The organism is Acinetobacter sp. Li1LvA2, from assembly GCF_056156705.1.
Window position 1 is genome coordinate 249228 of the sequence record NZ_JBSICF010000005.1, and the last position, 26506, is coordinate 275733.

Here is a 26506-nt window from a genome sequence, read left to right on the forward strand (position 1 = left end):
GATAAATAATGAATACTATTGATATTACGAATTCCTTAGAAAAGGATAAGTTAGTGAACACTGAACAATCTCAATTTACAGATAAATCGCAGAATCATGGCACTTCGTATGTTTCGCATTTTGAACCACAAACTTCAAAAAAGCAGAACTCAACCGAAATCAAAATTAGTGCACAAGATGCCCATGTTTATTATGGTGATTTTGAAGCGATTAAAGGTATTGACCTCGATATTTACAAAAACGAAGTTATTGCTTTTATTGGACCGTCAGGTTGTGGTAAATCTACCTTTCTTCGTACGATAAATCGTATGAATGACACCATTGATGGTTGCCGTGTGACAGGTAAAATTACACTCGATAACCACAATATTTATGATCCAAACCTTGATGTCGTATTGTTACGTGCTCAGGTTGGTATGGTATTCCAAAAGCCAAACCCGTTCCCTAAAACTATTTTTGATAACGTAGCTTACGGCCCTAAACTTCATGGTCTCGCGCGCGATAAATATGATCTTGAAGAAATTGTTGAAAATAGCTTGCGTAAAGCGGGTTTATGGGAAGAAGTGAAAGATCGTTTGAATCAACCAGGTACTGGTTTATCAGGTGGTCAGCAACAACGTTTATGTATTGCTCGTACAATTGCAGTAAGTCCTGAAGTGATTTTGATGGATGAGCCATGTTCTGCACTTGACCCAATCGCAACAGCAAAAATCGAAGAATTAATTTCTGATCTATCAGAGCAATATACAATTGTAATTGTGACTCACTCAATGCAACAAGCGGCACGTGTTTCAGATCGTACTGCTTATTTCCATTTAGGTGATTTGATTGAAGTTAACTCAACTGAAAAAGTCTTTACTCAACCTGACCATCAGTTAACAGAAGCTTATATTACTGGACGATTCGGTTAATTAGTCATCCATATAAAAAAAGAGCCATGTGCTCTTTTTTTATTTTATAAATGAAAATGACTCTATTTTGCAAAAACGCTATTGAATTTTAATCAAAAGGACCACATCTTAAGGCTATAAAAGATAACTTATGAGCTTAGAATTTTATGTTATTCCATTTGCCTAAACTCCCTGCAGAAATACGTGTTAGTCATTTAAATGCACGTGTAAATGAACAGAGAAAAAAAATTGCACAAACAACTGCAAGTCGTTTAGAACTTTTACAATTGGCTCAACAACTTGCTAAAGAAGCTAAAATTCGCCGTAAAAATAATCAAAAAATCTTTGTTTTAGATTTTAAGGGTGATATCCAAGCCTCAGCAGTTGAAAACTTGCGAGAAGAAATTACCCTCATTTTAGCAACTGCTAAAGCAGGCCGTGACCGTGTTGTGGTTCGCCTTGAAAGCCCAGGAGGCATGGTACATGGTTATGGTCTAGCAGCAGCTCAATTGGTGCGCTTGCGTGATGCAGGCTTCCATTTGACGATTTGCGTAGACAAAGTAGCAGCAAGTGGGGGCTATATGATGGCATGTATTGCAAATGAAATTATTGCAGCGCCGTTTGCTATTGTTGGTTCAATTGGTGTGGTTGCTCAAGTTCCAAACTTTAACCGTCTTTTAAAACAACACAATGTGGATTTCGAGCTTTACACAGCAGGGCAATATAAGCGTACTGTCACGATGTTTGGTGAAAATACCCCTGAAGGTAAAGCGAAGTTCGAAGAAGAGCTTCAACAAACTCATGTGTTATTTAAACATTTTGTAGAGAAGTACCGTCCACAACTTAATGTTGATAAAGTCGCTACAGGTGAGCATTGGTATGGTGAAGATGCGCTAGATTTAAATCTTGTTGATAAATTACAAACATCTGATGAGTATCTATTAGCGTTATTACCACAGCATGATGTTTATGTGATTAATACGCGTAAGAAAGCAACATTAGGTGAAAAGTTAGGTTTGCAAGCGGCTCAAATGGCAGATAGCTTGATTCCGGCTGTAATGAATAAAGTTGCAGACACGTTGGCCAAAGCCAATTCAACCTTAGTGCAAATGCGTGATACTAGATTTTAATTAAGCTAAATTTTGAAAAAGAGAGTGCCTGCATAGGTGCTCTTTTTTTATGTGAGTGATGAAAGAAATTTGATTAATATTTGTTTAAGTTTCAATTGTCAGAGTTATAGTTAATCTTTCACTTCTGAGTTTTTGTGATGTCAAAAATATGGTCACACATTGATATTCTCATACGTATTTTACATATCATTATTATGCTTGGTTTTATTGGTGCTTACTTCACAGGAGATAAAGAAGATCTGCACCAAGTCCATATGATGTTTGGTTACGTACTTCTTATTAGTATTACCGTGAGAGTGATCTGGCATTTTTTGAGTCCACGTATTTCAGGTACAACACCATTCGGTATTAAAAAGCGAAGTAACATAGCAATAAATGCGATCAAAAAATCCTTAAGTCATTCAAACCTTAAGAGTATTTTTTCTAAAAATTCAATTCATTTAATCAGTATTGGACTTTTTCAAGCTTCAATTGCACTTATATTTCTCGTGATTCCAATTGTGGTGGGGCTAGGGTATGCAACTGAACATGTTAATTTTTCTTTGAAAGACCTACACGAATTTTTTGCAAACTTGTTTTTAGCTTTGGTTTTGTTGCATGTTTCAACTCTTATTCTAAATAGTATTTTTGCAAAACGTTTTCAGGGCTGGAGTATGCTAAAAATGACCTTATCAGATGCGAAAATAACTAAATTTGCTGCTTTATGTCTTTTGATTCTGATAGGCACCTTTAGCTTCTTTTACTTACGAATGTAAATGATGGAATTAATATATGAGAGATTTAGTAAATAATCGAACAGGATGAAATTTAAGGTTGATATGAGTTTTATGAGGAATGGATATTTTAATTAAAAGTCAAAAATAATTATTGATAAATATGCTTTTTGAATTGTGATAAACACATGGTTTTGATATTTTAAACAGCAATAAAATAGCTTTTAGATGAATCATTTAAAAAGTTAGACATTTAAAAATATAACTGAAATTCAGGATAGGAAATAATGACAAGAATAATTGTGGCATCCAAAGAGGGTTTGGACGTTCTACAAGATGGTCAGCTCAATAAAGTGGTTTTAAACCAACCAGCAATCATTCAAATTGGTGTAAGTCAAAAAGATATAACATCGATGGAAAAGCAAGGTGGAAGTCTTATTATCCATTTAAAAAATGGTGAAACCCTTGTTTTAGAAAATTTCTTTAATGAAGCAACAAATACAACAGACCATTCACTTGTTTTTCCGACTGAACACGGAAAATTTGTTGAAGCCCAATTCGACGCACAAGGTAAGGTGATCGACTATACAGGTTTAAACCATGTCACAGATTTAGCCTATACAAGTACTAGTCAACCAGCTTCAACAATGGCAGTTGATAATGATCCAAGTTTTTCGATGGGTAATGTCCTAAAAGCAGGCTTAGCAGTTTTAGCCGCTGAAGGTTTATATTTGTGGGCTTTTGATAAAGATGACAAAGATGATTCACCTGTTGATGTCCCAAACACTGCGAAACCAACAGAACTCAAACTTGCAGATGATGCTGTTACCGTCACTGGTAAGGCAGAAGCTAATGCCAAAATTTATATTAAAGATTTAAATGGAAATGTGGTTGCTTCTGGTAACACAGATGCAAGTGGTAATTTTACGATTAAGCTTGATAAACCCTTGACAGATGGAAATAAATTAAATGTCTTTGCTCAAAATGGAGGTGGTAAAGAATCTACTGGTGCTGCTATTACAGGTACAAAAGATACAATTGCTCCAGATGCACCACAAGCTCAGTTAAGTGAAGATGGTTCGATCTTGGATGGTAAGACTGAACCAGATGCAATGGTTTTCATTTATGATGCCAGTGGTAAATTCATAGATACTACAAAAGCAAATTCAGATGGGAAGTTTTCTTACAAATTTACTCCGCCTTTGACCAGTGAAGCGGGTGGTAAAGTGGTTGCTGTAGATAAAGCTGGAAATGAATCTGAGCCAACTAAAATCATTGCTGGAAAGGACACTTTCGCTCCAGATATTCCTTTAGTTGAAGTGAATAAAGAAGGAACAGTAGTTGAAGGAATCGCAGAGGCTAATACCAAAGTACAAATTAAAGATGCTAATGGCAAAGTGATTGGAACGGGTACGGCAAATGCAGAAGGTGAATTTCAAATTACGCTTTCTCCAGCATTAAAAGAATCACAAAAGGCGACAGTCATTGTTGAAGATGCGGCGGGTAATACCTCTAAGCCTTTAGAAATTAAATCTGGCTATGACACCATAGCGCCAGATAAACCTACAGCTCAAGTGAATGCAGAAGGAACTTCAGTTACTGGTACAGCTGAAGCCAATTCAAAAATAGAAATCAAAAACTCAGCAGATAAGGTTATTGGTACTGGTACAGCAGATGCGAATGGTAAATTTACAATTACGATTTCGCCTGCTTTAACTGATAACAAACATGCTTCAGTTTCGGCGATTGATAGTGCAGGAAATAAATCTGAGGTGCTTGATATTATTGGTACAAAGGATACAACACCTCCTGATAAACCAGTTTTTAATAAATTAGAAAATGATAATGGTACTACTGTAAAACAAATTACTCCTAACTCAGAAACTGATGATTCGACTCCAAAATTTACTGTTAAAGTTGAAGCCAATGCGACCTTAACTATTTATGATAATGGAGTCGCAATTTCGGTTGTTAAAGTTGGTCAAGTAGATGGAAATAGCTATTGGTCATTTACACTTGATAAAAATTTAGCTGTTGGAAAACATACAATTACTTTAATTCAAAAGGATGCAGCAGGTCTTCCCAGTGAAGAGAGTGCATCATTTACCTTCTATGTCGTTGCGCCAAAAGTGGCGAGTACGAGTGAAGTTGTCAGTAGTGATGTAAATGAAGTTGTCCCTTCTATGGTGGATAGTGTCGGGTTAAATACATTAAAGTTAGCGCAAACTACAACCAATGAAACGACTAGTCAGCAGCAAAAATCTGTGTCATTAGATGATTTATTAAAAAGTTCTTCAACGGATGCTTCTGATCCAATCGCAAAAATTTTATCTGCAACAGATTCTAAGCCTGTAGTGAATGAGCAGAGCGAAGTAAATAATACAGCGAGTGATGCCACAACTAATCTAGAACAGCTTCTACCAAATACGACTTCTTCGGCTTTATCAACTCTGTTAGATCAAACTTATTCAGTCGTTTAAAGAACTCTTAAAAAAAAGCGCTCATTGAGCGCTTTTTTATTTATGAATTATTTATTTTAGGTATTTTTATAAGAGCCGCCAGTCCATAGAGAATTGCACCAATCGTTGCTAACAACATATCTTTATGGGCATCCCACATGTCACCTTGTTGCCCATTATAATTTTCGGCTTGCTCTGGCGATAAGCCAATTGCAATTGCCCATTCAATGAGTTCATAAAAAACGCTAGATGCCATGACGAATTGGACCACAAGTAAAAACAGAGTAAAAGGCCGTGCTGTAGGTAACCAAACTTGAAAAACTCTATAAATAAGAGGGTAGAGCAAAACACCATAGGCAAGATGAACTAAACGATCATACATGTTACGGGACCATCCCATGTATTGATCTAGATTGAAATGGAATATATGTTGAATCCAATCATTGTAAGGAACATATGAATACAAATAGTGCGCACCGATAATATGGATCAACAAGAACACTAAATAAAAAGTAAAACTTAAAAAATCGAGGCCAATCTTTTTAAAAATAATAAAAAGCAAAATCAACATAAAAACAGTGCCTGCTTGATGAAGTAAATAGGCTTCAAATTCAAGGGGCTGGATCCCAGACAATATAATGGCAATAAAAATAAGGCCAAGAGCAATATAGTGTTTAAGTTTGAATTGTTTTTCGATCATTTTAGAAATATAACTTTATTGTGCTTTATATTAGTGTAATAAAAAAGCGAAGCCGAAGCTCCGCTTTTTATGAACTTTTTAATTAGATTTTGCTAATTAAATCGTTAATTTGTTTAGCTTGTTCAGCTGCATTACCTGTGTAAGTTGCAGGAGTAAGTTCAGCTAAACGTGCGCGCTCTTCGCTTGGTACTTGAGAAAGTTCATCACCATTTACGAAGTTAACCATCATGTCGCGAGTCATTGCTTGACCACGAGTTAATGCTTTTAACTTCTCATATGGCTTTTCAACGTTATAACGACGCATAACAGTTTGAATTGGCTCTGCTAAAACTTCTTGAGCTTGATCAAGATCTTCAAGTAAACGGTTTGCATTGAGCTCAAGTTTGCCAACACCTTTTAAACACGCATCAAAAGCAATTAAACTTTGCGCAAAACCAACACCCATATTACGAAGTACAGTAGAGTCAGTTAAGTCACGCTGCCAGCGAGAAATTGGTAATTTTTCGCCTAAGTGTGCCAATACAGCATTTGCAATACCTAAGTTACCTTCAGAGTTTTCAAAGTCAATTGGGTTAACTTTGTGTGGCATAGTTGAAGAACCAACTTCACCATCTTTCAATCTTTGTTTGAAGTAACCTAAAGAAATGTAACCCCATACGTCACGGTTAAAGTCGATTAAAATCGTGTTAAAGCGACGTAAGGCATCAAACAACTCTGCCATGTAGTCATGTGGTTCGATTTGTGTCGTGTATGGGTTGAACGTTAAACCTAAAGATTCAACAAAAGCTTGAGCATGTGCTGCCCAGTCAACATCTGGGTAAGCAGAAAGGTGAGCATTGTAGTTACCTACAGCACCGTTGATTTTGCCGAGTAGCTCAACATTTTCAAATTGTTTAATTTGGCGAGCTAAACGGTATGCAACGTTCGCCATTTCTTTGCCCAAAGTTGTTGGGCTTGCAGTTTGACCGTGTGTACGAGACAACATTGGTTGTTCAGCGTGAGCTGTTGCTAAAGTAGAGATCGCATTTAAAATTTGCTTCATGCTTGATACTAAAACTTCGCGGCCGTTTTTAAGCATAAGTGCATGAGACAAGTTGTTGATGTCTTCTGAAGTACATGCAAAGTGAATGAATTCACCTGCATTTTGTAATTCAGCGATACCTGCGATTTTCTCTTTTAAGAAATATTCAACAGCTTTTACATCATGGTTAGTTGTGCGCTCAATTTCTTTAATGCGGTTAGCATCTTCTTCAGAAAAGTTGCTAACAATTGCATCTAAAGCTGCATTTGTTTCATTTGAAAAAGGAGCAACTTCAACAATTTCTGGACGGTTAGAAAGCGCTTGTAACCAACGCACTTCTACAGTGACACGAGCATGAATTAAACCAAACTCAGAAAGAAAAGGGCGTAGCGCATCACATTTACTGGCATAACGTCCATCTAATGGTGATAGTGCGGTTAAAGCGTTCATAACGATTCCTTAATGTTGGAATAAACATAAAACAAAAAATAATCTCTTTACAGCCTTAGATGACTTGGTACTGTAAACGAGCAAGTGCCTGAATATCCTGTAGCAATTTACGTTTGCTAAAAATCATGTTCCACGAACTACCACCGAGTTGTCGCCATAAATGGGCCATTTGCAAGCCAGTAAACAGACAAGCACGGATGCGGTTAGTATGGTTGGTATCTTTAAATGCTTCTGCATTACCACGAACGAGAATGCGAGGGTTAATCTGCCCAGCAGTATCAACATAAGTTTGGGCCAAATTGGCTAAAATGCTTGGGTGTAAGTAGTTATTATCAAAAAAAGAAAGCTGTTTTAAAATCTTTTGCTGAGCTTTTTCAATGATTGCGACGTATTCAGGGTTGCTATAGACCTTCTTTTCTAATTGCAAAAGGGACATCGCATATGACATTGGAAGCTTGGCTGTGCCCATCTTCGGAAGGCGGGATTTGGGCATGTTTGTAAAAGGTTGAGTAATACAATTTTCGAGAGTCTTAAGCCCTAAAGAAATATCTGCCAACTGATTAAAAAAATCTAATGTTTGAACACCATTGTTGACTGTAGGGCGAATATTTAAACTCGCTTTGATTAACAGCTCAAAATAGAAGTTACCACTTTCACCAATACTCTGCTGACCAGTTAAAGCTGTCATGTGCGTGAGCTGGGTAGCCTGAAATACCCCAGCCAAGGCAAGGGCACGGTTTTGGCGAACATTCAAGGCTTGTGATTGTTGAAATGGTAACTCCACCATGTCATTCATTCCCTTAAATAAAATTTGGTGTAGGGGCATTTGTATGGTGAATGACACCCCCGCCTAAGCAAACTTCATCTGAATAAAATACAACGCTTTGACCCGGTGTAACAGCACGCTGAGGTTCATCAAACTCAACTCGTACACCGTGTTCACTATTTTCATCAATAAAAACTGTACATGCCTGATCAGGTTGGCGATAGCGTGTTTTAGCTGTACAGCGTAAACCTTCAACAGGAATATTCTGTTCACCCGCCACCCAGTCAATTGACTCACTCCAAAGCTGTGTACTTTGCATGAGAGGGTGTTCATGTCCCTGACCAATAACGAGGCGATTATTGGCAATATCTTTATGTAGTACAAACCATGCACCTTCCGCTGCACCTTTCAAACCACCTAGACCAATTCCGCCACGTTGACCGAGCGTATAGTACATCAGACCGTGATGTTCACCAACTTCTTTACCTGTATCAAGTACAATTTTTCCAGGTTGAGCGGGCAAATATTGTTTAAGGAAGTCATTAAATCGACGTTCGCCAATAAAACAGATTCCTGTAGAGTCTTTTTTCTTGGCTGTAGCAAGATCAAGTTCTTCTGCAATTCTGCGAACTTCTGGTTTTTCAATCTCACCTACTGGAAATAGGGTTTTGTTAATTTCTTTACCATGAACAGCATGCAAGAAATAAGTTTGGTCTTTGTTATTGTCTACACCACGTAATAATGGTGCGTAGGCTTCGCCTTTCGAGTTATATGCAGTTTCACCACGGCGAGCATAATGACCAGTCGCGATAAAGTCTGCACCTAAAGTCATAGCATGATCTAAAAATGCACGGAATTTAATTTCTTTATTACATAAAATATCTGGGTTTGGGGTGCGTCCAGCTGCATATTCAGCTAAGAAAAGTTCAAACACGCGGTCCCAATATTCCATAGCAAAGTTTGCTGTATGGAGTTTAATACCGATTTTATCCGCTACTGCTTGAGCATCGGCTAAATCTTCCATTGCCGTACAGTATTCCGTGCCGTCGTCTTCCTCCCAGTTCTTCATGAAAAGACCTTCAACTTGATATCCTTGTTGAAGTAAAAGTGCTGCAGAAACAGAAGAGTCTACACCACCAGACATACCGACGATGACACGTTGTTGCATAGGACTAGGCATCCAAATGAGAAGTTAATGAGGGAGAAAAAGGGTGCTCATAAATAAGCGATAAAGGATAACGGTGGCCTTTTATGGCATCTTCAACTGCTTTGAGTACGAGTGGACTACGAGCACGAGCAGATTCTTTGAGCTCATCTGGTGTCATCCACACAGCAGCTACAATATCTGTATCGAGTTGAGGATTATTTTCAATTTGAGTCACATGTGCTAGAAAACAGAAGCGGTAATAGGTACGATCCGGAAACATGGGCGGGGTATACGTATAAATACCAAGCAATGCATCAATTTCAACATGATGACCTGTTTCTTCAAGTGTTTCTCGAATAGCGGCTTCTGTTAATGACTCACCGCATTCCACATGACCAGCAGGTTGGTTAAATACTGTGTGTACAAAACCTTCGCTATGTTCTTCAACAAAAAGATAGCGTCCGTCTTTTTCTACGACTGTAGCAACAGTGACATGAGGAGTCCATGCGGCCATAAAAAAGCACCATGATTTAAAAGACGTATGATACGAAATTTAGGGGTTTTTGGCTATGGTGATCTGCTAAACGATATGAGCAATACTACAAAACTATATCGTTTAAAAAACCAGAATTTTATTGCTGATATTTCATAGAGCTAATTAATCTTGCTCTGCTTGAGCCGCTTTATGATTATTTTGTACTTTTACATAATGCCTTGCCGAATAAGGAAGAAATGCTAATTCTTTTTCGGTTAGCGGTCGCACTTGTTGTACAGGGCTTCCTACATATAGATAACCACTTTTTAAGACTTTGCGAGGCGGAACTAAACTTCCTGCACCAATCATTACATCATCTTCAATAATCACGTCATCTAAAATAACAGTATTGATTCCGATTAAAACTCGGTTGCCGATGGTACAACCATGCAAAGTTACATGATGTCCGACTGTCACATCTTCACCAATAATAAGAGGTGAGCCATTAGGTTTTGCATCATTTTTATGGCTAACGTGTAACATACAATGGTCTTGTACATTACTGTTTTTACCAATTTGAATACTATTTACGTCACCACGAATGACGGCAAAAGGCCAGACAGAAACATTTTCGGCTAAGCTGACTTCACCGACTACAACGGCCATGTCATCGACATAACATGTTGTATCAATTTGAGGACGGTGTTCAAGATAAGGACGTATGTTCTTTGCCATGAGTAGTATCAAAATAAAATTTAGATGAATTATAAAATAAAAAAGCACTCAGGCTAAATAGCATGAGTGCTTAATTCAACTATTCAAAAATTAGAATAAGTTGCTGAAGAATTGTTTAACATGGTCGATTAAGCGTGCAAAGAATCCTGCTTCTTCAACTGGTTTTAATGCTACTAATGGCTTTTCAGCAATTACTTTGCCGTCAAGGCTAGCAACAAGTTTGCCCACAACTTGGCCTTTTTGAAGCGGTGCATTTAAGTTAGGTTGAACAACTAACTGTGTTTTAATGCCGTTAGCTTTGCCTTTAGGCATAGTCACGCTAAAGTTTTCAGCTAGACCAATTTGAACTTCATCTTCTTTACCAAACCACACTTTTGCTTTTGCAAGAACTTGATTGGCTGGTTGAATATTTGCAGTTTCAAAGTTTGCAAAGCCCCAAGACAATAATGTACGCGTTTGGTTGGCACGTTCATTAACGCTATCCGTTCCGAAAATAACGGAAATAAGACGCATCGGACCACGTTTGCTTGAAGTTGTTAAGCAGTAACCCGCTTCATCTGTATGACCTGTTTTTAAACCATCTACGCTTGGGTCTGTGTAAAGCAAGGCGTTACGGTTACCTTGTTTAATGCCGTTAAACGTAAATTCTTTTTCAGAGTAGATTGGGTAATATCTTGAGCTGTCTTTAATAATATGTTGCGCTAAAACAGCCATATCTTTAGCACTTGAATAATGACCTTCTGCCGGTAAACCAGTTGAGTTCATAAACTGGGTATTTGTCATACCGATACGTTTTGCTTCCTGATTCATCATGTGAGCAAACGTGCCTTCATTTCCGGCAATATGTTCAGCCATTGCTTTTGATGCATCATTACCTGACTGAATAATGATACCGCGAAGCATTTCTAGAACAGTCGCTGTACCATTTAAAGGAACATACATACATGATTCAGAGCTGCTTCCTTTACACCATGCAGACTCGTTCATACGAACCTGCTCATTTTCAGTCAGTTCACCTTTTAATAATTTTTGTTCAATGATGTAGCTTGTCATCATTTTTGTCATTGAAGCAGGTGCAAGCTTTTCGTTTTCATTTTTAGAAGCGAGAATTTGTCCTGTCTCATAATCCATTAATACATAAGACTTATTATTTAATTCTGGCGGAGCTGATAAGACAGTTGCTGCATAAGAAAAACTTGGTAAGAGGAGGAGTGCAGCAATAGCGCTTTTTCGAGTCATTCTAGGTAATTCCAATATCTTGTATGAAGCAGAAGAACCTAGCATTTTAGGATAAAGCAAAGCCGACTTCTATGGGGGAAGTCGGCTTTTTCAAACAGTATTGTAACTCAAGAGTTTTTTACTAATTTAGTTTTGCGATTGATAAGCTTTCACGTCTTGACAAACTAATGTGTTTTGCTCGTTACCCGCAGCTTTTGCATCATTACGCGCTTCTTTTAGGACTTTCTTGAAACTTTTGTCTTTAGCACGTTTCTCTAAAGCTGCAACTGGGTCGGCTTCATTTGGTAAATAGTCTTTTACTAAACGTTCATAACCTTGAGCAAAATCAGCATCTTTTTTGCCAATAAGGCTTGGGCAAATTTCAGAAAGTACTTGAATTGCAGCTAATTCTTCAGGAGTTATAGTTTGCTGTGGAGTTACTTCAACAACATTTTCATTTTCGGTTTTCTTTTCAGCTGTTTTCTTCTTATCAGCAGCAAAACCAACTGTTGCCATGCTCATAAGTAAAACCAAAGAGAGCGATTGAACTAAGCTTTTCTTCATAAACATCGATAACCTAAAATAAAATTTTTAAATATGTCGATAGCTTAACCAATTTACAGGTTAAAAAAATGGAAAAAATGTATTGTTATGTTGGTTTTCTGCTTAATACCAAGCAGAAAACCTCAGTAAATAAAAATCTACTCTAAACGAGCAAAAACCTATTCTTTATAGTTGACGATCTCTTCACAGAGTTCATGTTGCTCATGATGGTCCATTTGTTTTGAAGCTTGACGTGCTTCATTTAACAGGGTTTTAAACTCTGCATCATTTTGTAGAGCAGAGAGGGTAATTGATTTATTTGAATACCCTTGAAGATACGTTGTGATAATTTTTTGAGTATTTGACTCAAGTTTTTTATTTGTCCCTACGAAAGCTGGACAAATTTCCTGTAAGACTTGCGTTGCCGCAATATCATCTTTAATTAAGCTATCAGCTTCTTGTGTTGAGATATCCTCATCTGCAAAAACCGCTTGCGTACACAATGTGATACTGATCCCCAATACTTGAAAAAAAGGAGCAAAAGTTTTCATTTTTTCACAATTTTATAATGCTATGGAGGCATAAATATATATAATTCAACAAATAATTCAATTGTGAAAACCTTTAGGTTTATTTGTAGAGAAAGATTTTAGTGAATATTTTGATAGCGAATGATGACGGTGTTTTTGCGCCAGGTATACAGGCTTTAGCTGAAGCATTAAAACCGCTTGGACGTGTGGTTGTGGTTGCACCAGAAAGTGAAAGAAGTGGTTTTTCAAGTGCATTAACACTAGATCGACCATTGCGCCCAATTCAAATTGCCGAAGATGTATGGGCAGTGAATGGTACGCCAGCAGATTGTGTTTATTTATCTATGAATGGTTTGTTTGATTTCGAATTTGACTTGGTCGTAAGTGGAATCAATAGTGGCGCGAACTTGGGTGATGATGTTTTATATTCTGGAACAGTTGGTGCTGCATTTGAAGGCCGTTTAATGAAGCAACCTGCAATTGCTGTTTCTTTAGCTGGTCCTGATGTACGCGCTTATAATGTTAAAGAAGATTATGCTCAGGCTGCACAGTGGGTACATGATTTTATTGCAAGCGGTTTACCAGCTTTGCCTCCGCGACACATCTTTAATATCAATATTCCTGATGTGCCGAAGTTAAAAGGAGCACAAATTACGTATCAGGGACGTCGTGCTCAATCTAAACCTATTACCAGCCATGTCGACCCAAGAGGACGCCAAGTTTACTGGATTGGATTAGCAGGCGAGGCGGTTACAGATCCGGAGCGTGTTTCAAGCCAGATTCAATCGGATTTCTTTGCGGTAGCAAACGGTTATGTCAGTGTTACACCTATTCAAATGGATGCTACAAATTACGCCGTTTTAGAAGATCTTCAGATCAGTTTGAGTCAATAATTGAGCTCGAATGTTATAACTTTGTGAATAAAGAAAAAGAGGAACGTGTTTCCTCTTACTTTTTTGGTACTCTTAGCCGAAATGATTTGTAGCATTTAGTGAGGGAGATCAATGCATTTAATTGGGCAACAAAACAGAGTGCATATCCAAAAAGACAAAATAATGAAAATTATGTTGTTGTCTGCGGTTGTAGGTTTTACCGTAGCTATGGCAGGTTGTGCTTCTAAACCACAAATTAATAATAGTTCTCGCTATGCAATGGCTCCTAACTATTACACAGTTCGTTCAGGTGATACTTTAAGTGGTATCGCAATGCGTTATGGTCTGGACTACATCAGTATTGCCGAAATGAATGATATTCCTGCGCCATATCGTATTTATGTCAATCAATCGTTACGTTTGAAGAAAGGTTCATCACCAAGAACGGTATCTACACAAGTCATGGCGCAGCCTGAGCAAATCAAGCGTCAAACGATTGCTTTGCCAACTACACAGCCTGTGACTCCAGTAACACAGCCGTCTACTGTACCGTCAACGAATACGACAGTGGCATCAGTTGCACCAAATTCGAGCTTACGTTGGATAAAACCGACGAATGGACCAGTGATTCAAGGGTTTAATTTGGCAAATAATGTCAAGGGAATCCGTTATGGTGGAAATCAGGGTGACCCTATTTATGCCGCAGCCGATGGTCAAGTTGTCTATGCAGCTGATGGCTTAAAAGAATACGGAAATCTGGTTTTAATTAAGCATATTGACGGATATATCAGTGCGTATGCCCACAATAGCAAGATGTTTGTGAAAAGCGGTGATAATATAACTGCTGGACAAAAAATTGCCGAAATGGGATCTACTGGCGCATCTCAAGTCATGCTCGAGTTCCAGATTCGTTTGGATGGAAAACCGATTAATCCTGTAAATCTTTTACCAAAATAGCTAATGCAAAAAACTTAGGTTTCCTCGTATAATGTAATTGGTTGCTTTCATTACAACAATAAGCATTTTTTATAAATTTAAAATTAGATTCGAGGAAACCTATGTTAGATCAGCTTCGTGCGATGGGTGTTTTCGCTTGTGTGGTTGAAAAAAGTTCATTTAGTGGTGCGGCACGTGAATTAGGAATTACAACAAGTGCGGTGAGTCAGCAGATACGCTCGCTTGAGCATGAAATGGATGTAACTCTATTACATCGCTCCACTCGTAAACTTAGTTTGACAGAAGCCGGACAGGCTTTTTTTTCAAGCTGTCAAGAGATGTTGGCGGCTGCTGAAAGGGGAAAAATCCGAATTAATGAATTGAGGGATGACTTAATCGGGGATTTGCGTATTGCGACAACTCCTGATTTGGCAGTTCAACACCTCATTCCTGCATTATCTCACTGGATGTCGGCTCATCGCGGTTTATCTGTGCATTTCGAAGTTGGGCATCGTTATATCGATTTAATTGAAGAGCGAATTGATATTGCAGTCCGCATGAGTTCTACTCCTGTAGAAGAGAGCAGCTCGATCATTCCGTTGGCTTTTGTAGATCAGATTTTGATTGCTTCTCCTAGTTATCTCAATCAGTCTAGTCCAATTGTGCATCCTAATGATTTAAGAGATCATGAATTGTTGTCGATTAATGTCATGAATGACTCACGCCATTTCAATTTTCAACATGTCAAAACAGGTGAAACACTCAATATTGAAATGCAAAGCCGTTTGCAGAGCAATAATTTACAAGTTGCAAAAGCGTTATGTCAGCAAGGACATGGTATTGCACGAATTTTATATTTGGATGCCCAGAAAGAATTAAAAAATGGTTCTTTGATTGAACTCATGCCAGATTGGAAATTACCAACCTTTACATTGTATGCAGAGGTTGCCAAGCATGATCAACAACCAATGAAAATTCAACGTTGTGTTGAAGCACTTAAACAATATTTTAGCCAGTTAGCAGGAGGACGAGCGATTCAGATCGTTCGTTAATTTTGCAAGTCTAAAAGTAAAAGGGCCTGTATTTTACAGGCCCTTTTTTATTACTTCTGTTTTAATGTAGCTACTTTTTCTGCATTTTCTTGTGGCAGATCGTCAGCTGTAAGTTCTTCATGCTTCTTAATTTTTTTCTTATTTTTCTTTTTCTTTTTTGGCTCTTCTTCAATTTCAGCACCATCTTCAATGGCTTGCCAATATTCAAGTTGTTCCATTACTGCTGCATAAATTGAATTTTTGCTGTATTTACCCTTTTTATCGAGCGTACCGACCGGACGAGCCATCAAAATTTCAAGTGCTTGATCAATCGTATCAATTGCATGGATATGGAATTGACCGCTGCGAACAGCATCAATAACATCTTGACGTAACATCAAATGCTGCATGTTTTGACGAGGAATAATAACACCTTGCTTACCTGTCAGACCTTGTAGTTTACATGCATCATAGAATCCTTCAATTTTTGCATTTACGCCGCCAATAGGTTGAACTTGTCCTAATTGGTTCATCGAGCCGGTAATTGCCCATGATTGATCAATTGGTATTTGGCTAATTGCAGAAATCAACGCTGAAAGTTCAGCAACAGTTGCACTATCGCCATCAACTTGACCATAGCTTTGCTCAAATGCAAGCGCAGCGGAGAAGTGTAAAATCTGTTCACGACCAAAGTGAGCTTTCAAGAAGCTAGACATCAGCAGCACGCCTTTCGCATGAAGTGAGCCACCAAGTTCTACACTACGTTCAATATCAAGAATATCACCGCCACCTTGATAAACAGATGCCGTTAAACGAGAAGGCAAACCAAATTCAACATCCGCATAATGAATGACGGAGAGGGCATTGATTTGACCTAAACGGTATCCCGACGTTTCGATTAATTGTGTACCACGTGAAAGATCTTGCCAGTAAAGCTCTCTTAAATAGCCTAAGCGATATTGGCGATGTTGTAGAGCGAGGTTAATGTGTTGGTCGGTTACCAGCTTCTCATTCGCTTTAAATGCATGATGATGTGCTTCGCGAATCAGATCACCTAGAGTTGAAGCATGTAACGACAGTGAACTTTGGTCTTCAGCCTGACGACTTGAATCAGTAAGTAACGCTGCTAAAGCACTACGATCAAACGGAAGCAATTTATCCGCTTGTACATAGTCAGCAATGAGCTGCATGTAGGCTTGTTCATTTTCGTCATTACGTTGTAATGTATCAGTAAAATCTGCACGAATTTTAAATACACTACCAAGCTCTGGTTCTACTTCTAAAATTTCATAATAAATTTCAGGTTCTGCCATAAGAACCACTTTAATATCAAGTGGAACCGCGGCAGGTTCTATCGAGATAGAGCCTGTTAACGTCAGCATATGTTCAAGAGAAGATAACTTGAGTTGGCCTGATTTTAAGGCACGCTTTAAACCTTGCCATGCATAAGGCTGTTCGAGTAATTGCTCTGCCTCAAGCATTAAAAAACCACCATTCGCTTGATGTAAAGCACCTGGACGAATGAGAGTGAAATCTGTAGTAATTGTACCGTTATGAGTGAGCTGTTCAACGTGGCCAAGTAAATTATAGTGCGTTGGAAAGTCTTCAAAAATAACAGGAGCGCCACTATTTGGTTTATTTGCAACAATCACATTGGCTTGATAACGTGCTGGAACACGATTGAACATTGATGGAGTAAAATCATCTTCATCTTGTTCTAAGATCAGTTCAACATTATCAATAATATCTTGGGCATATTGTTTTAAATAATCTTCAAGTCCTTTCACTTGACCATATTTATTTAAAATAAGCTCCATTCTTGGCATAACAACTTGCGTTGCAATATCCCGATTTAACACAGACACTTTGTCACGTGCATCATCTTCTAAATCACCTAAATGTAGACCAAGGCGATCTAGCTTTTTATCCATATAGCGAATATTGGCCGCAATTTCAGCGCGTTGCTTACTATTTAATGCATCAATATCTGTTTGGGTAAGTTCTTGAACCTGATCATCTTTGACGTGTACAGGAACAAAACCGTGTTTCTCATTACGAGAAATGAGTTTTAAATCGAGCTCTTCGCCTTCTTTGGTTAGTTCAACAAGCGCTTGTTGTTGTACATCACCTGTTTCCTGACGGATACGTTCAATACGATTGTGATAAGTCTCTGCACTAAAACGGCGTTCAAGTTGTTTTAAAATAATTTGCCAAGTTTGGTCATGTGCTTGTTGAAACTTAGTTCCTTGACCTGCTGGAAAGCGTAGGGCAATAGGTTGACGTGCTTGTTTGAAATTATAGACATACACCCAGTCATCAGGCGTTGGCATTGTTTTAGCGTGTTGCTGTAACAAACGTTTAATCATGGTACGTTTGCCTAAACCAGCAGTTCCTACTGCAAAAATATTATAGCCTGAGTAGGGTAAAGAAATTCCCGCCTCTACAGATGCTTTAGCACGATCTTGACCTAAAAAATTATTAAGAGGTTTGATGCGTTTAGTTGAAGCTGGAATTTTTTCAAAATCTGGAATATGTGTAAGTTGTTCAGGTTTTAAAACGGTTTTATCTAAGGTCATTTTTATATCAGGTTGCTCAAAAGCTGAAGGAAATGCATTTACTGTGACGTTTGTGGTGGTTGTTTTAGCGAGTGATAAAGTTGAAATAGTCACTTGATCAAGTTTTTGTGTCACTGTTGATATCCAGCAAAAGAAAACGAAGGTTGAAGCCTTAAGGTATACAGGTTTAGCATAAAATATCAAGCAAACTTGCGGTTTTTATCGCCAAAACAAAAATGTTTGCATAAAGAATCTTGAAAGCAATTGTAAGAAGGGTTTGAATAGGCACATTTATAATTTATGGAAAATAAAAAACGAATGACCACACAAGCTTCGGGTTGGGTCTCGGCTTTTAAAGCGTTTTTAGATCGCCGTGCATTAATTATGCTGTTTCTGGGTTTTTCTGCCGGAATTCCAATTTTATTAATTTTTTCTAGTCTCTCTTTATGGCTTGGAGAGGCGGGCATTGATAAAAGTGCAGTCACTTTTTTTAGTTGGGCGGCTCTAGGTTACTCTTTTAAGTTCGTTTGGGCTCCTCTTATTGATGAGTTACCTGTACCACTCTTAACTAAAATGTTAGGACGAAGACGAGCTTGGTTATTAGTTGCACAGTGTTTGATCGTTCTTGCTATTTGTATTATGGCTTTCTCTGACCCAGCTTTAGGTCAGAGTTATCTGGTTCAAATGGCAGTGGGTGCAGTGTTGCTTGGTTTTTCAGCAGCAACACAAGATATTGTAATTGATGCCTATCGTATTGAACTAGCAGAAACAGAAATGCAAACCGTATTGGCATCTACCTACAATGCTGGTTATCGAATCGGAATGATTGTGGCTGGAGCGGGGGCATTATTTCTAGCTGCGCATTTGGGAACTGCTAAAGGTAATTACATTTACGAAGCTTGGAAAATGACTTACTTAACCATGGCAGCGGTTATGTTAGTCGGTATTGTAACGACTTTGCTCGTTCGTGAACCTCAGGTAAATCGTGTCTATAAAAACTATAAGAGTAGTGATTATTATCGCTTGGTGTTCGTGTTTTTTGTTGCCGTTATTTCATTTGTAGTCACCTATATTTATTCTGGGCAGATTACAGATGCAATCTCACAAGCTGGAAATATAAAAGATAACGCGGCACTGTTTGGCTTAGAAGCTTTAAGATTTTTAACGGCTACAGCTTGCGCCATTTTTGTGGGTTATTTACTGGTTAAATTTGGTGTAGTTAATCAGCAAATGGCGAAAGAAACGTGGATTGCACCCATTTTAGATTTCTTTAAACGTTATGGTGTCAAACTTGCCTTAGTTTTATTACTTCTCATTGGTTTTTTCCGTATTTCAGACATTATTGCTGGTGTCATTTCCAATGTGTTTTATCAAGATCTTAACTTTAGCAAAGAAGAAATTGCCGAAGCAGTAAAAATCTATGGTGTGTTATTCAGTTTAGTTGGTGGATTCTTAGGAGGACTTTTAGCACAGCGCATAAACATTATGAAGCTGATGTTTGTGGGTGCAGTTTTAGCAAGTTCTACTAATCTCATTTTTATTGGGCTCGTAAAATCTGGTCAGCCATTAGATATGGTTGATGTAAAAGTTGGTGGTCAAAGCTATCAAGTTAAACCAGATGAAGTAGGCTTATGGAAATTAGAAGTTCCAAGTTCTGCTTTTAGCGGAACAAAACAAATTGAAGTAAAAGCTGCTTATGCTGCACAAAATACTGTGCCGCCTGTGGTGCGTACTCAGCCGTTACTGACCACCGAATTGGCAAAATCACCTCTACAAATTTTACCTGTTATGGGAAATGATCAGGTTTCATTAAAAGATGGAGAGGGAAGTGTTGTTGTTCGAGGCCAATACTTTGGGCAAGTTTTAACTCCTGCACAAAAAATCATAATTAGTCTTGATGGACAAAATTTTGATGCAAAAATGACTGACCAAAAAGGTGTTTTTAGTACGACAATCGATGCGAAAAAATTAGTAGCATCAACTAGTAAAGAGCTTAAGGTCGCTGTAGTAGAGGGCGAACAGAAAATACTTTCTGCATCTCATCCATATGCGGTGAGTGCGAATCTAAAAGCGACAAGTGAATTAGATGTGAATATTGAGCCGCTCCCTTACATCGATCCTCTTTCTGGCCAAACAGTTGAAGTCAGCGGTAAGGTAATTAAACCATATAGTTCTTTATGGCTCTATTTTGCCATTATTGTCGACAACTTAGCTTCTGGCTTGGCTGGTGCAGCATTTATTGCATTCCTTTCAAGTTTAACGAGTGTGTCATTTACAGCTGTTCAATATGCGATCTTTAGTTCACTCATGACGCTCACACCAAAACTTTTGGGTGGATATTCAGGTACCATAGTGAGTAATATTGGCTATCCAAAGTTCTTTTTGATGACCACTCTTATTGGTATTCCAATCTTGATTTTAGTGGTTTGGGTTGGAAAGCTTTTAAAAGATCATCAAACTCATGAATCAGAAAAGGCAGGTGAATAAACATGCGAATGCTTCATACAATGTTGCGAGTAGGCAATTTAGAACAATCTTTAAAGTTCTATACCGAAGTATTAGGAATGAAGTTACTTCGTAAGCGTGATTATGAAGAAGGGCGCTTTACACTGGCATTTGTTGGTTACGGTGATGAAGCAACCAATACTGTGCTTGAGCTTACCCATAACTGGGATACATCAAGTTATGAGTTAGGTAATGCCTATGGTCATATTGCGATTGGTGTTGACGATGCCTATAAAGCGTGTGAAGAAATTAAAGCACGTGGTGGTAAAGTTGTGCGTGAAGCAGGCCCAATGAAAGGTGGTGTGACCGTTATCGCATTTGTTGAAGATCCAGATGGGTATAAAATCGAGTTGATTCAACAAGATGCTAATGCGACAAATAACTAAAAATTGACTATGATACTTTAAGATTTAGGTCTTAAAAGTCTAGCTTTATTTTTTTAGCCCAGTATGATGAACGTTTGACCAGATGGTCAATTTATCAACTGGGTTTTTTATTATCTAAAATAATCATAGGATGTGGCTATGTTGAAGTTATTGGCACTTGATCGATTTACAATTTTGTTAGTTGGAATGGTACTGCTAGCAACATTTTTTCCAGTCAGTGGTCAAGCAGCGCAATATTTCAATACACTGACTACTGTCGCGATTGCAATTTTATTCTTTTTACATGGTGCAAAGCTGTCTCGCGAGGCTGTCATTGAAGGCGTTTTGCATTGGAAAATGCATTTACTTGTCTTCGCATTTACTTTTTTTATTTTCCCCGTGCTGGGTTTGTTAGCTAAACCGATTCTGTTACCTCTACTCGGCCAGCAGCTGTACTGGGGTTTTCTGTTTATGTGCTTTTTACCCTCTACGGTTCAATCTTCTATTGCATTTACATCAGTTGCAAAAGGGAATGTGGCTGGAGCGGTCTGTAGCGCATCTTTTTCCAATTTGATTGGTATGTTTATTACACCAGTGTTGGTGAGCTTTTTTATTTTAGGCCAAAGCCAACATGGGTTCGATCCGACTGCTTCAATTATACAAATTACATTGTTGTTATTAGTGCCGTTTATTTTAGGGCAAATATTACGTCCTTATATTTTTCCTTATATGGCAAAAGTCCCAAGTATTGTTAAAGCATTCGATCAAGGCTCGATTTTGATGGTGGTGTATGGCGCATTCAGTGGGGCAGTGGTTGCTGGTCTTTGGCATCAGGTAAACTGGAAAACCTTACTTATTTTAGTGGTTGCTTGTTCAGTTCTTTTAACGGTCATTATGTTATTAGCACTGTATTTACCTCGTGCTTTTGGATTTAACCGCGCAGATCAAGTTACGGTTTTCTTTTGTAGCTCAAAAAAGACATTGGCAAGTGGTGTGCCGATGGCGCAAATCTTATTTATTGGCCAGCCTTTAGGCATGATTGTGTTACCTATTATGATCTTTCACCAAATCCAGTTAATGGTTTGTGGGGTCATTGCAAATTACTGGGCTAAATCTAAAGATTAATTCGCAAATAAAAATTATTTGGCGTATAATCTTGTCCACTTGTTGTGCTTAGCTCTAACCCTAAGGGTTTCGGTGAGCCAAAAGAATGGTCTGTTGTGGTGTTGATCTGCTCATTTTGAGCTTTCCTCGATTTATATTGAGAGTGATCAATTGCGATAACAGCTTAAGCCTTTCTAAATTAGGAGTAATCGACGATGCGCGCCGATATTCACCCAAAATATGCAACATTAGTAGCAACTTGTTCTTGCGGTAACGTAATCGAAACTCGTTCTGCTTTAGGTAAAGACACTATCTACCTTGACGTATGTTCAGCTTGCCACCCTTTCTACACTGGTAAGCAAAAGAATGTAGACACTGGTGGTCGTATCGACAAATTCAAACAACGTTTCTCTGGTATGTCTCGCTCTATCAAGCGTTAATACTGCAAAACGAAACAAAAAACGGGCTTTATGCCCGTTTTTTGTTTATGAACGACAAGACCACTATTGGTCTTGTACGTCTGTTAATCGATCAAGTCTTTTCTGGAAATAACGACCTTGTAAGAAACGTGCTTCCACATTCCACGCGTTAGCAAATAAGTTCATATCATTAAGATCGGCAAGTAAAATCCCAACAGGTTTTACAGTCAAATAATTTAGAATCTTTTCTTGTAATTGAGCTAAACCAGCATCTGAGTTTAATAGCTCTGTCTTCTTCGATTGCAATTTTAAATATTGAACATCAAGTTGTTGCAATATCGATTCACTATACATAGAAGATGTGAAATCCCGAATTGAAATTTCTGCGCCGTGTTGACGTAGGCGGGCTATAAATTGCTGTGCAATTGCAAGGTGTGGCTGAATCGCTTGCTCTGAAAATTGTAAAATCAACGGGCTTTCTTGTTTACTACCAATAATGGTGAGTAATTTCGAAATGAGTTCAGGGGCTGATTTATCTTTGAGTAAGATATCAATATTTAAGTTAATAATCAGCTTAGCTTTAGGGTACTGCGTAACGAAATTATGTAGCTGCTTGCAAGCCTCGACCAAAATCCAACGGTCTAATTGAATCGAAAGTTCACTGTCATCTCTTAATGCAGCTAAATCATTTAAATCATGCCACTGTTCATCTGCAATAAAACCACTCGTCACTTCATAGTTATGGGTGTCTTGATCATGCTTATCATAAATCTGCTGATATTTTAAATGAATTTCACCCCGTGCCAGCTGTTGCTTTAACTGCTGCAATAACGGTGAAGGCATTGGAGCATCAACATCTTGAAGGCTTAAATCAAGTGACAGAGACGAGCTGGTAGGTTCAGAAGGAATAATATCGATTGTTGGCGTTAGCTCAATTTCTGGCTTGGCTTTAGGTAACGCTTGTTGATTTGTTTGATCAAGAAGCTTTGTAAAGCTAGCTTCATTTAATGGCTCTGTAATTTGCGCATAACTCAGCTTGAATTGTACTGAGTAATTAAGTTCATTAACCGTTAATAAATGCTCTTTTTGCAAACTTTGCAGACTAGCCAATTGGGAGTTAAGGACTGTACTGTTTTCGGCTTGCAAAACGCCAAGATATGCCCCAAGTTCAAGATTGAAAATCGGCATTTGAGCCTGTTCTTTCAGGAAACTTTGTAGCTGATTAAAATATTGTCCGGGTGTTTGCCAGTCTAGTTGAAACACTCGTTCTGGGCACTGATTTAGTCTGAATAAAACCAATGCATTCGCTTGAGCAGGATGTGTTGATAGTTGTCGATTAATGTGTTGCCAAGGCGCAGTTGAGCCGTAACTTTTTTCAGAAAATGCTGTATTTGCAGGTGATTGTAAATCCAGTTGATAGTCAATAGTTAACTGTACGGCGTCTTCTTCCTGACTCGGAATAAATTCAAGTTTTAAAGCATTATTACCTGAAATTGCTGCATGTTGACTCTGGATTTCAAAACGTGCCTGATCAAATTGACCTAATGAAATCTTCTTAAATCTTTGTTTAAAAATATTTAAATCATTGGGTTGTAAAACATCTAAGATGGGTAGGCCAATAATTTCTTCTTCTTGCTTAAAGCCAAAAAGGTTGAGGTATTCTGTATTTGCCTTAACGTGCATGCCTTCTTGAAAGAGGGCAACTGCTTTATGGCTGTTATTAACCAGTGTTTGTGTATGAGAATGAATAGTTTCTAATTCATTGGTCAGACGTTGCTCAGTTTGCAATAAGTGGCTATACGACAAGGTCCGAATAAGCGTGATATAAAAATAATCTAATGGCTCTAATGGGACTACGTCATAAATACCTTTATGAATATAGGATTGATATTGCTGAGGTTGATAATCTTCAGGTTGCAATAATAAAACAGGTAAATGTGGCTGCTCAGATGCTTGAATAAGGGAGAGTGTTTGTTCAATTTTTAGGTCATAAGCACGACCAAAAATAATAGCATCCCAAGGCGTATTTAACTGTTTTTCGAAACTTTTTAGATCATCAAGTAATAAAGCATGAACTTGATAATTATTCCCCAATAATAAATTTAAAATCTGGTTATAACGTAGCTGGTTGTCATCAATAATGAGTAAACGTGTTTCAGTACGTTTTAACTTTTTAGATAATAAAGAGTTTCTCACTTTAGTGCTTCCCATAAATCTTGACTGCTAGAGTTGCTATTCTTTTTCATCATGAACTGATCAAGCAGACTTTGTTGCTGCTCATTCAGAAGTTCGAAATGAAATTGAATAAAACTTTGAGTAATGAGTTGTGCTTTGAGTAGATACACTTTGATTTCTTCTGTCCCCAATCGTAAATGAATTGTTTGTTGCTCTCTAAAAATTTGTGACCCCGGTAAAATCAACGTATTTTGTATTTCTTCTAGATTTTGTGTTTGTAGTAATAGTGCAGGATGATAATTGCGTGTATGACGCTCAGCTTGAATATGCACTGCACAAGGGAACATCGCCTGTGACAGAATCTCTAGACCTAACTCTAAAGATTTTTCTGTCGACTGTTTAATCCAGCGGATTACGCCACCACGCCATTGTCCATGCAAAGTTTCTTTAACTAAAATGTATTCACCGGTTCTTAAGTTTTTCGGTGCTTCCCCAGACCATTTAATACGATATCCATTGACACTAATATCGAGAACTGTAGTTTGATAAATGGTTTTGCTTTCACGACTTAAGCGCTGATAGGAGCTTGTTTGTTGTTCTTTTTTCTCTAAATTTGATAAAACTTTAGACTCACTTTGTAAGTTGTAGTTATTGTTGAGTTGTAGCGTTTCTTCAAAGTTTTTTGCTTTCGCTAGATAGAAATGAGCTGTACTTAAACCGAAACAAATTTGTAGTTCTGCATTGTACTCATAGCGTTCATGACGACGTTGAGCTGTTGTACCTAAAATTGTTTGAACATGAAACTTTAAAGCTGGGCTTAAATAAAACTTTTCATTTTTAGAAATATATTGCGCATTTTTATGCATGGTTGCAGTCACATGCTCAAGTAAAGCTTGTGTGCCTATAAAAATGCTTGGACTGAAATTAGAGCTGCGTTTGGTGTTATAGACTGGCGGATGGTCTTTACTTGGGTCGACCACATATTTGGTTAAGGCAGTATCTTTCGGCAAAATATGAATCATTCTTGCCCAGTCAAAACTACATTGAAATAAGGCCTGAATTTCTGATTGGCGAATCTGATTTGTATTTAAAATATCGAGCAAAATTAGCTGAGCATAAGCTTGGGTAATATTTGCTAGAGGGTGGTGGATACCCTGAATATGATTAATATTGATGAGATGATATTTGTGTTGAACAGCGGTTTCGTAGAGCTGATGTGCAACTAGCCACTGTCCTTTAAGAGGCTCACTATAAAGCATATGCTGCTGATATAAGAGACTCGTTAATTGTTTTAGGGCATGAAAAGTCGATAATGTACGTGCCGTTTGCAAATTCTTTTTTTGCTTATAGGCAAATAGAGAAAACTTTTGATGCTGTAATTGCCCGTGGCTATTTTGCGCAATATTTAAATAAATGCTGGCAAAATAGCAACGCAGTAACATCGCCAACTCAATAATATGTTCATTACGGTCTGTACTAATCACACCTTGGTTAAAAAAGTTTTTTTCTAGACTTGCAAGAACGTTATTAATGGTGGGATGAAGCGTTTGTATAAGATCAAAACGTAAGGTTTCACTACACTTTAATTCATTGAGCTCTAAAATAGCGGTGAATAATGCTTTTGACGTATCGCCGAGTTGCATAATAGAAAGGGTAGTGACCCATTCATTAAGATCTTTAATATTGGCTTCACAAAAGCTTAACCGTTCACGAGTGAGTTCGGTTTGATTGTGAAAAATGTCCGATAGTGCATTATTCATCATCACT

23 protein-coding genes are annotated in these 26506 nt (G+C 37.9%); 11 read left to right on the forward strand and 12 right to left on the reverse strand.

Annotation, left to right across the window (positions count from 1 at the left end; all coding sequences use genetic code 11):
* Positions 1–8: 8 nt before the first annotated feature.
* The 4 genes from pstB (at position 9) to blp2 (ending at position 5213) form a co-directional block, all read left to right on the forward strand.
* Positions 9–911, forward strand: a complete 903-nt coding sequence (gene pstB, locus ACS604_RS12370; protein WP_004790869.1) for a phosphate ABC transporter ATP-binding protein PstB — start codon at positions 9–11, stop codon at positions 909–911.
* A 146-nt stretch (positions 912–1057) separates the two neighbouring features.
* Complete coding sequence (sohB, locus tag ACS604_RS12375; protein ID WP_004790871.1) at positions 1058–2020, forward strand: protease SohB; 963 nt, start codon at positions 1058–1060, stop codon at positions 2018–2020.
* Positions 2021–2157: 137 nt separating this feature from the next.
* Positions 2158–2775 carry a cytochrome b/b6 domain-containing protein gene (locus ACS604_RS12380; protein WP_474771885.1) on the forward strand — a complete coding sequence of 206 codons (618 nt, stop codon included), beginning with the start codon at positions 2158–2160 and terminating at the stop codon, positions 2773–2775.
* Positions 2776–3020: 245 nt separating this feature from the next.
* Positions 3021–5213, forward strand: a complete 2193-nt coding sequence (gene blp2 / locus ACS604_RS12385; RefSeq protein WP_474771886.1) for an Ig-like repeat protein Blp2 — start codon at positions 3021–3023, stop codon at positions 5211–5213.
* Positions 5214–5253: 40 nt separating this feature from the next.
* Here blp2 and ACS604_RS12390 read toward each other — a convergent pair whose 3' ends face one another.
* From ACS604_RS12390 to ACS604_RS12430, 9 genes are all read right to left on the reverse strand, one after another.
* Entirely contained in the window at positions 5254–5892 is a 639-nt protein-coding gene (locus ACS604_RS12390; protein ID WP_174742052.1) for a DUF2238 domain-containing protein, read from the reverse strand.
* 82 nt (positions 5893–5974) lie between these two features.
* Positions 5975–7363 carry an adenylosuccinate lyase gene (gene purB / locus ACS604_RS12395; RefSeq protein ID WP_004790879.1) on the reverse strand — a complete coding sequence of 463 codons (1389 nt, stop codon included), beginning with the start codon at positions 7361–7363 and terminating at the stop codon, positions 5975–5977.
* 55 nt (positions 7364–7418) lie between these two features.
* On the reverse strand, positions 7419–8150 hold the full coding sequence (gene hflD / locus ACS604_RS12400; RefSeq protein WP_004643577.1) for a high frequency lysogenization protein HflD: 732 nt from the start codon (positions 8148–8150) through the stop codon (positions 7419–7421).
* Between the two features lie 13 nt (positions 8151–8163).
* Positions 8164–9297 carry a tRNA 2-thiouridine(34) synthase MnmA gene (gene mnmA / locus ACS604_RS12405; RefSeq protein ID WP_005307300.1) on the reverse strand — a complete coding sequence of 378 codons (1134 nt, stop codon included), beginning with the start codon at positions 9295–9297 and terminating at the stop codon, positions 8164–8166.
* Positions 9298–9301: 4 nt separating this feature from the next.
* Positions 9302–9790, reverse strand: coding sequence for an NUDIX hydrolase (locus ACS604_RS12410; RefSeq protein WP_151964127.1), 489 nt, complete (start codon positions 9788–9790; stop codon positions 9302–9304).
* 144 nt (positions 9791–9934) lie between these two features.
* Positions 9935–10486, reverse strand: a complete 552-nt coding sequence (locus tag ACS604_RS12415) for a gamma carbonic anhydrase family protein (RefSeq protein WP_474771887.1) — start codon at positions 10484–10486, stop codon at positions 9935–9937.
* A 90-nt stretch (positions 10487–10576) separates the two neighbouring features.
* Positions 10577–11725 carry a D-alanyl-D-alanine carboxypeptidase PBP5/6 gene (gene dacC, locus ACS604_RS12420; protein ID WP_004790888.1) on the reverse strand — a complete coding sequence of 383 codons (1149 nt, stop codon included), beginning with the start codon at positions 11723–11725 and terminating at the stop codon, positions 10577–10579.
* A 126-nt stretch (positions 11726–11851) separates the two neighbouring features.
* On the reverse strand, positions 11852–12274 hold the full coding sequence (locus ACS604_RS12425; RefSeq protein ID WP_004790891.1) for an MCR_0457 family protein: 423 nt from the start codon (positions 12272–12274) through the stop codon (positions 11852–11854).
* Positions 12275–12426: 152 nt separating this feature from the next.
* A complete protein-coding gene (locus ACS604_RS12430) occupies positions 12427–12798 on the reverse strand; it encodes an MCR_0457 family protein (protein WP_005307290.1) in 372 nt (123 codons plus the stop codon).
* Between the two features lie 101 nt (positions 12799–12899).
* Between ACS604_RS12430 and surE the strand changes: the two genes are divergently transcribed.
* The 3 genes from surE to ACS604_RS12445 all read left to right on the forward strand — a co-directional run bounded on the left by surE (position 12900) and on the right by ACS604_RS12445 (position 15637).
* On the forward strand, positions 12900–13670 hold the full coding sequence (gene surE, locus ACS604_RS12435; RefSeq protein WP_151964126.1) for a 5'/3'-nucleotidase SurE: 771 nt from the start codon (positions 12900–12902) through the stop codon (positions 13668–13670).
* A gap of 111 nt (positions 13671–13781) precedes the next feature.
* A complete protein-coding gene (locus ACS604_RS12440; protein ID WP_049837198.1) occupies positions 13782–14606 on the forward strand; it encodes a peptidoglycan DD-metalloendopeptidase family protein in 825 nt (274 codons plus the stop codon).
* 101 nt (positions 14607–14707) lie between these two features.
* Positions 14708–15637, forward strand: coding sequence for a LysR family transcriptional regulator (locus ACS604_RS12445; RefSeq protein ID WP_004790899.1), 930 nt, complete (start codon positions 14708–14710; stop codon positions 15635–15637).
* Positions 15638–15687: 50 nt separating this feature from the next.
* Here the strand turns inward: ACS604_RS12445 and ACS604_RS12450 are convergent, their stop codons facing one another.
* On the reverse strand, positions 15688–18306 hold the full coding sequence (locus ACS604_RS12450; protein WP_474771888.1) for a Lon protease family protein: 2619 nt from the start codon (positions 18304–18306) through the stop codon (positions 15688–15690).
* A gap of 165 nt (positions 18307–18471) precedes the next feature.
* On the opposite strand from ACS604_RS12450, the gene ACS604_RS12455 reads away from it, so the two are divergent.
* The 4 genes from ACS604_RS12455 to rpmE all read left to right on the forward strand — a co-directional run bounded on the left by ACS604_RS12455 (position 18472) and on the right by rpmE (position 22585).
* Complete coding sequence (locus ACS604_RS12455) at positions 18472–20658, forward strand: AmpG family muropeptide MFS transporter (protein WP_474771889.1); 2187 nt, start codon at positions 18472–18474, stop codon at positions 20656–20658.
* Between the two features lie 2 nt (positions 20659–20660).
* Positions 20661–21062: a lactoylglutathione lyase gene (gloA, locus tag ACS604_RS12460; protein ID WP_107882805.1), complete on the forward strand. Its 402-nt coding sequence runs from the start codon at positions 20661–20663 to the stop codon at positions 21060–21062.
* A 132-nt stretch (positions 21063–21194) separates the two neighbouring features.
* The gene (locus ACS604_RS12465; RefSeq protein ID WP_171056844.1) at positions 21195–22166 is read left to right on the forward strand and encodes a bile acid:sodium symporter family protein; all 972 of its coding nucleotides are present in this window, start codon (positions 21195–21197) and stop codon (positions 22164–22166) included.
* Between the two features lie 194 nt (positions 22167–22360).
* Complete coding sequence (gene rpmE, locus ACS604_RS12470) at positions 22361–22585, forward strand: 50S ribosomal protein L31 (protein ID WP_003650476.1); 225 nt, start codon at positions 22361–22363, stop codon at positions 22583–22585.
* A 63-nt stretch (positions 22586–22648) separates the two neighbouring features.
* Here rpmE and ACS604_RS12475 read toward each other — a convergent pair whose 3' ends face one another.
* Positions 22649–24760, reverse strand: coding sequence for an EAL domain-containing protein (locus ACS604_RS12475; protein WP_474771890.1), 2112 nt, complete (start codon positions 24758–24760; stop codon positions 22649–22651).
* Positions 24757–26502, reverse strand: coding sequence for a GTPase (locus tag ACS604_RS12480; RefSeq protein ID WP_474771891.1), 1746 nt, complete (start codon positions 26500–26502; stop codon positions 24757–24759). Before ACS604_RS12480 ends, ACS604_RS12475 begins: the two co-directional genes overlap by 4 nt.
* Positions 26503–26506 lie beyond the last annotated feature (4 nt).

What these genes read in the sequence shown, in the direction of transcription:
- pstB (WP_004790869.1), top strand. Translation starts at nt 9, where the DNA reads ATGAATACTATTGATATTACGAATTCCTTAGAAAAGGATAAGTTAGTG.
- sohB (WP_004790871.1), top strand. Translation starts at nt 1,058, where the DNA reads ATGTTATTCCATTTGCCTAAACTCCCTGCAGAAATACGTGTTAGTCAT.
- ACS604_RS12380 (WP_474771885.1), top strand. Translation starts at nt 2,158, where the DNA reads ATGTCAAAAATATGGTCACACATTGATATTCTCATACGTATTTTACAT.
- blp2 (WP_474771886.1), top strand. Translation starts at nt 3,021, where the DNA reads ATGACAAGAATAATTGTGGCATCCAAAGAGGGTTTGGACGTTCTACAA.
- ACS604_RS12390 (WP_174742052.1), bottom strand. Translation starts at nt 5,892, where the DNA reads ATGATCGAAAAACAATTCAAACTTAAACACTATATTGCTCTTGGCCTT.
- purB (WP_004790879.1), bottom strand. Translation starts at nt 7,363, where the DNA reads ATGAACGCTTTAACCGCACTATCACCATTAGATGGACGTTATGCCAGT.
- hflD (WP_004643577.1), bottom strand. Translation starts at nt 8,150, where the DNA reads ATGGTGGAGTTACCATTTCAACAATCACAAGCCTTGAATGTTCGCCAA.
- mnmA (WP_005307300.1), bottom strand. Translation starts at nt 9,297, where the DNA reads ATGCAACAACGTGTCATCGTCGGTATGTCTGGTGGTGTAGACTCTTCT.
- ACS604_RS12410 (WP_151964127.1), bottom strand. Translation starts at nt 9,790, where the DNA reads ATGGCCGCATGGACTCCTCATGTCACTGTTGCTACAGTCGTAGAAAAA.
- ACS604_RS12415 (WP_474771887.1), bottom strand. Translation starts at nt 10,486, where the DNA reads ATGGCAAAGAACATACGTCCTTATCTTGAACACCGTCCTCAAATTGAT.
- dacC (WP_004790888.1), bottom strand. Translation starts at nt 11,725, where the DNA reads ATGACTCGAAAAAGCGCTATTGCTGCACTCCTCCTCTTACCAAGTTTT.
- ACS604_RS12425 (WP_004790891.1), bottom strand. Translation starts at nt 12,274, where the DNA reads ATGTTTATGAAGAAAAGCTTAGTTCAATCGCTCTCTTTGGTTTTACTT.
- ACS604_RS12430 (WP_005307290.1), bottom strand. Translation starts at nt 12,798, where the DNA reads ATGAAAACTTTTGCTCCTTTTTTTCAAGTATTGGGGATCAGTATCACA.
- ACS604_RS12440 (WP_049837198.1), top strand. Translation starts at nt 13,782, where the DNA reads ATGCATTTAATTGGGCAACAAAACAGAGTGCATATCCAAAAAGACAAA.
- ACS604_RS12445 (WP_004790899.1), top strand. Translation starts at nt 14,708, where the DNA reads ATGTTAGATCAGCTTCGTGCGATGGGTGTTTTCGCTTGTGTGGTTGAA.
- ACS604_RS12455 (WP_474771889.1), top strand. Translation starts at nt 18,472, where the DNA reads ATGGAAAATAAAAAACGAATGACCACACAAGCTTCGGGTTGGGTCTCG.
- gloA (WP_107882805.1), top strand. Translation starts at nt 20,661, where the DNA reads ATGCGAATGCTTCATACAATGTTGCGAGTAGGCAATTTAGAACAATCT.
- rpmE (WP_003650476.1), top strand. Translation starts at nt 22,361, where the DNA reads ATGCGCGCCGATATTCACCCAAAATATGCAACATTAGTAGCAACTTGT.
- ACS604_RS12480 (WP_474771891.1), bottom strand. Translation starts at nt 26,502, where the DNA reads ATGATGAATAATGCACTATCGGACATTTTTCACAATCAAACCGAACTC.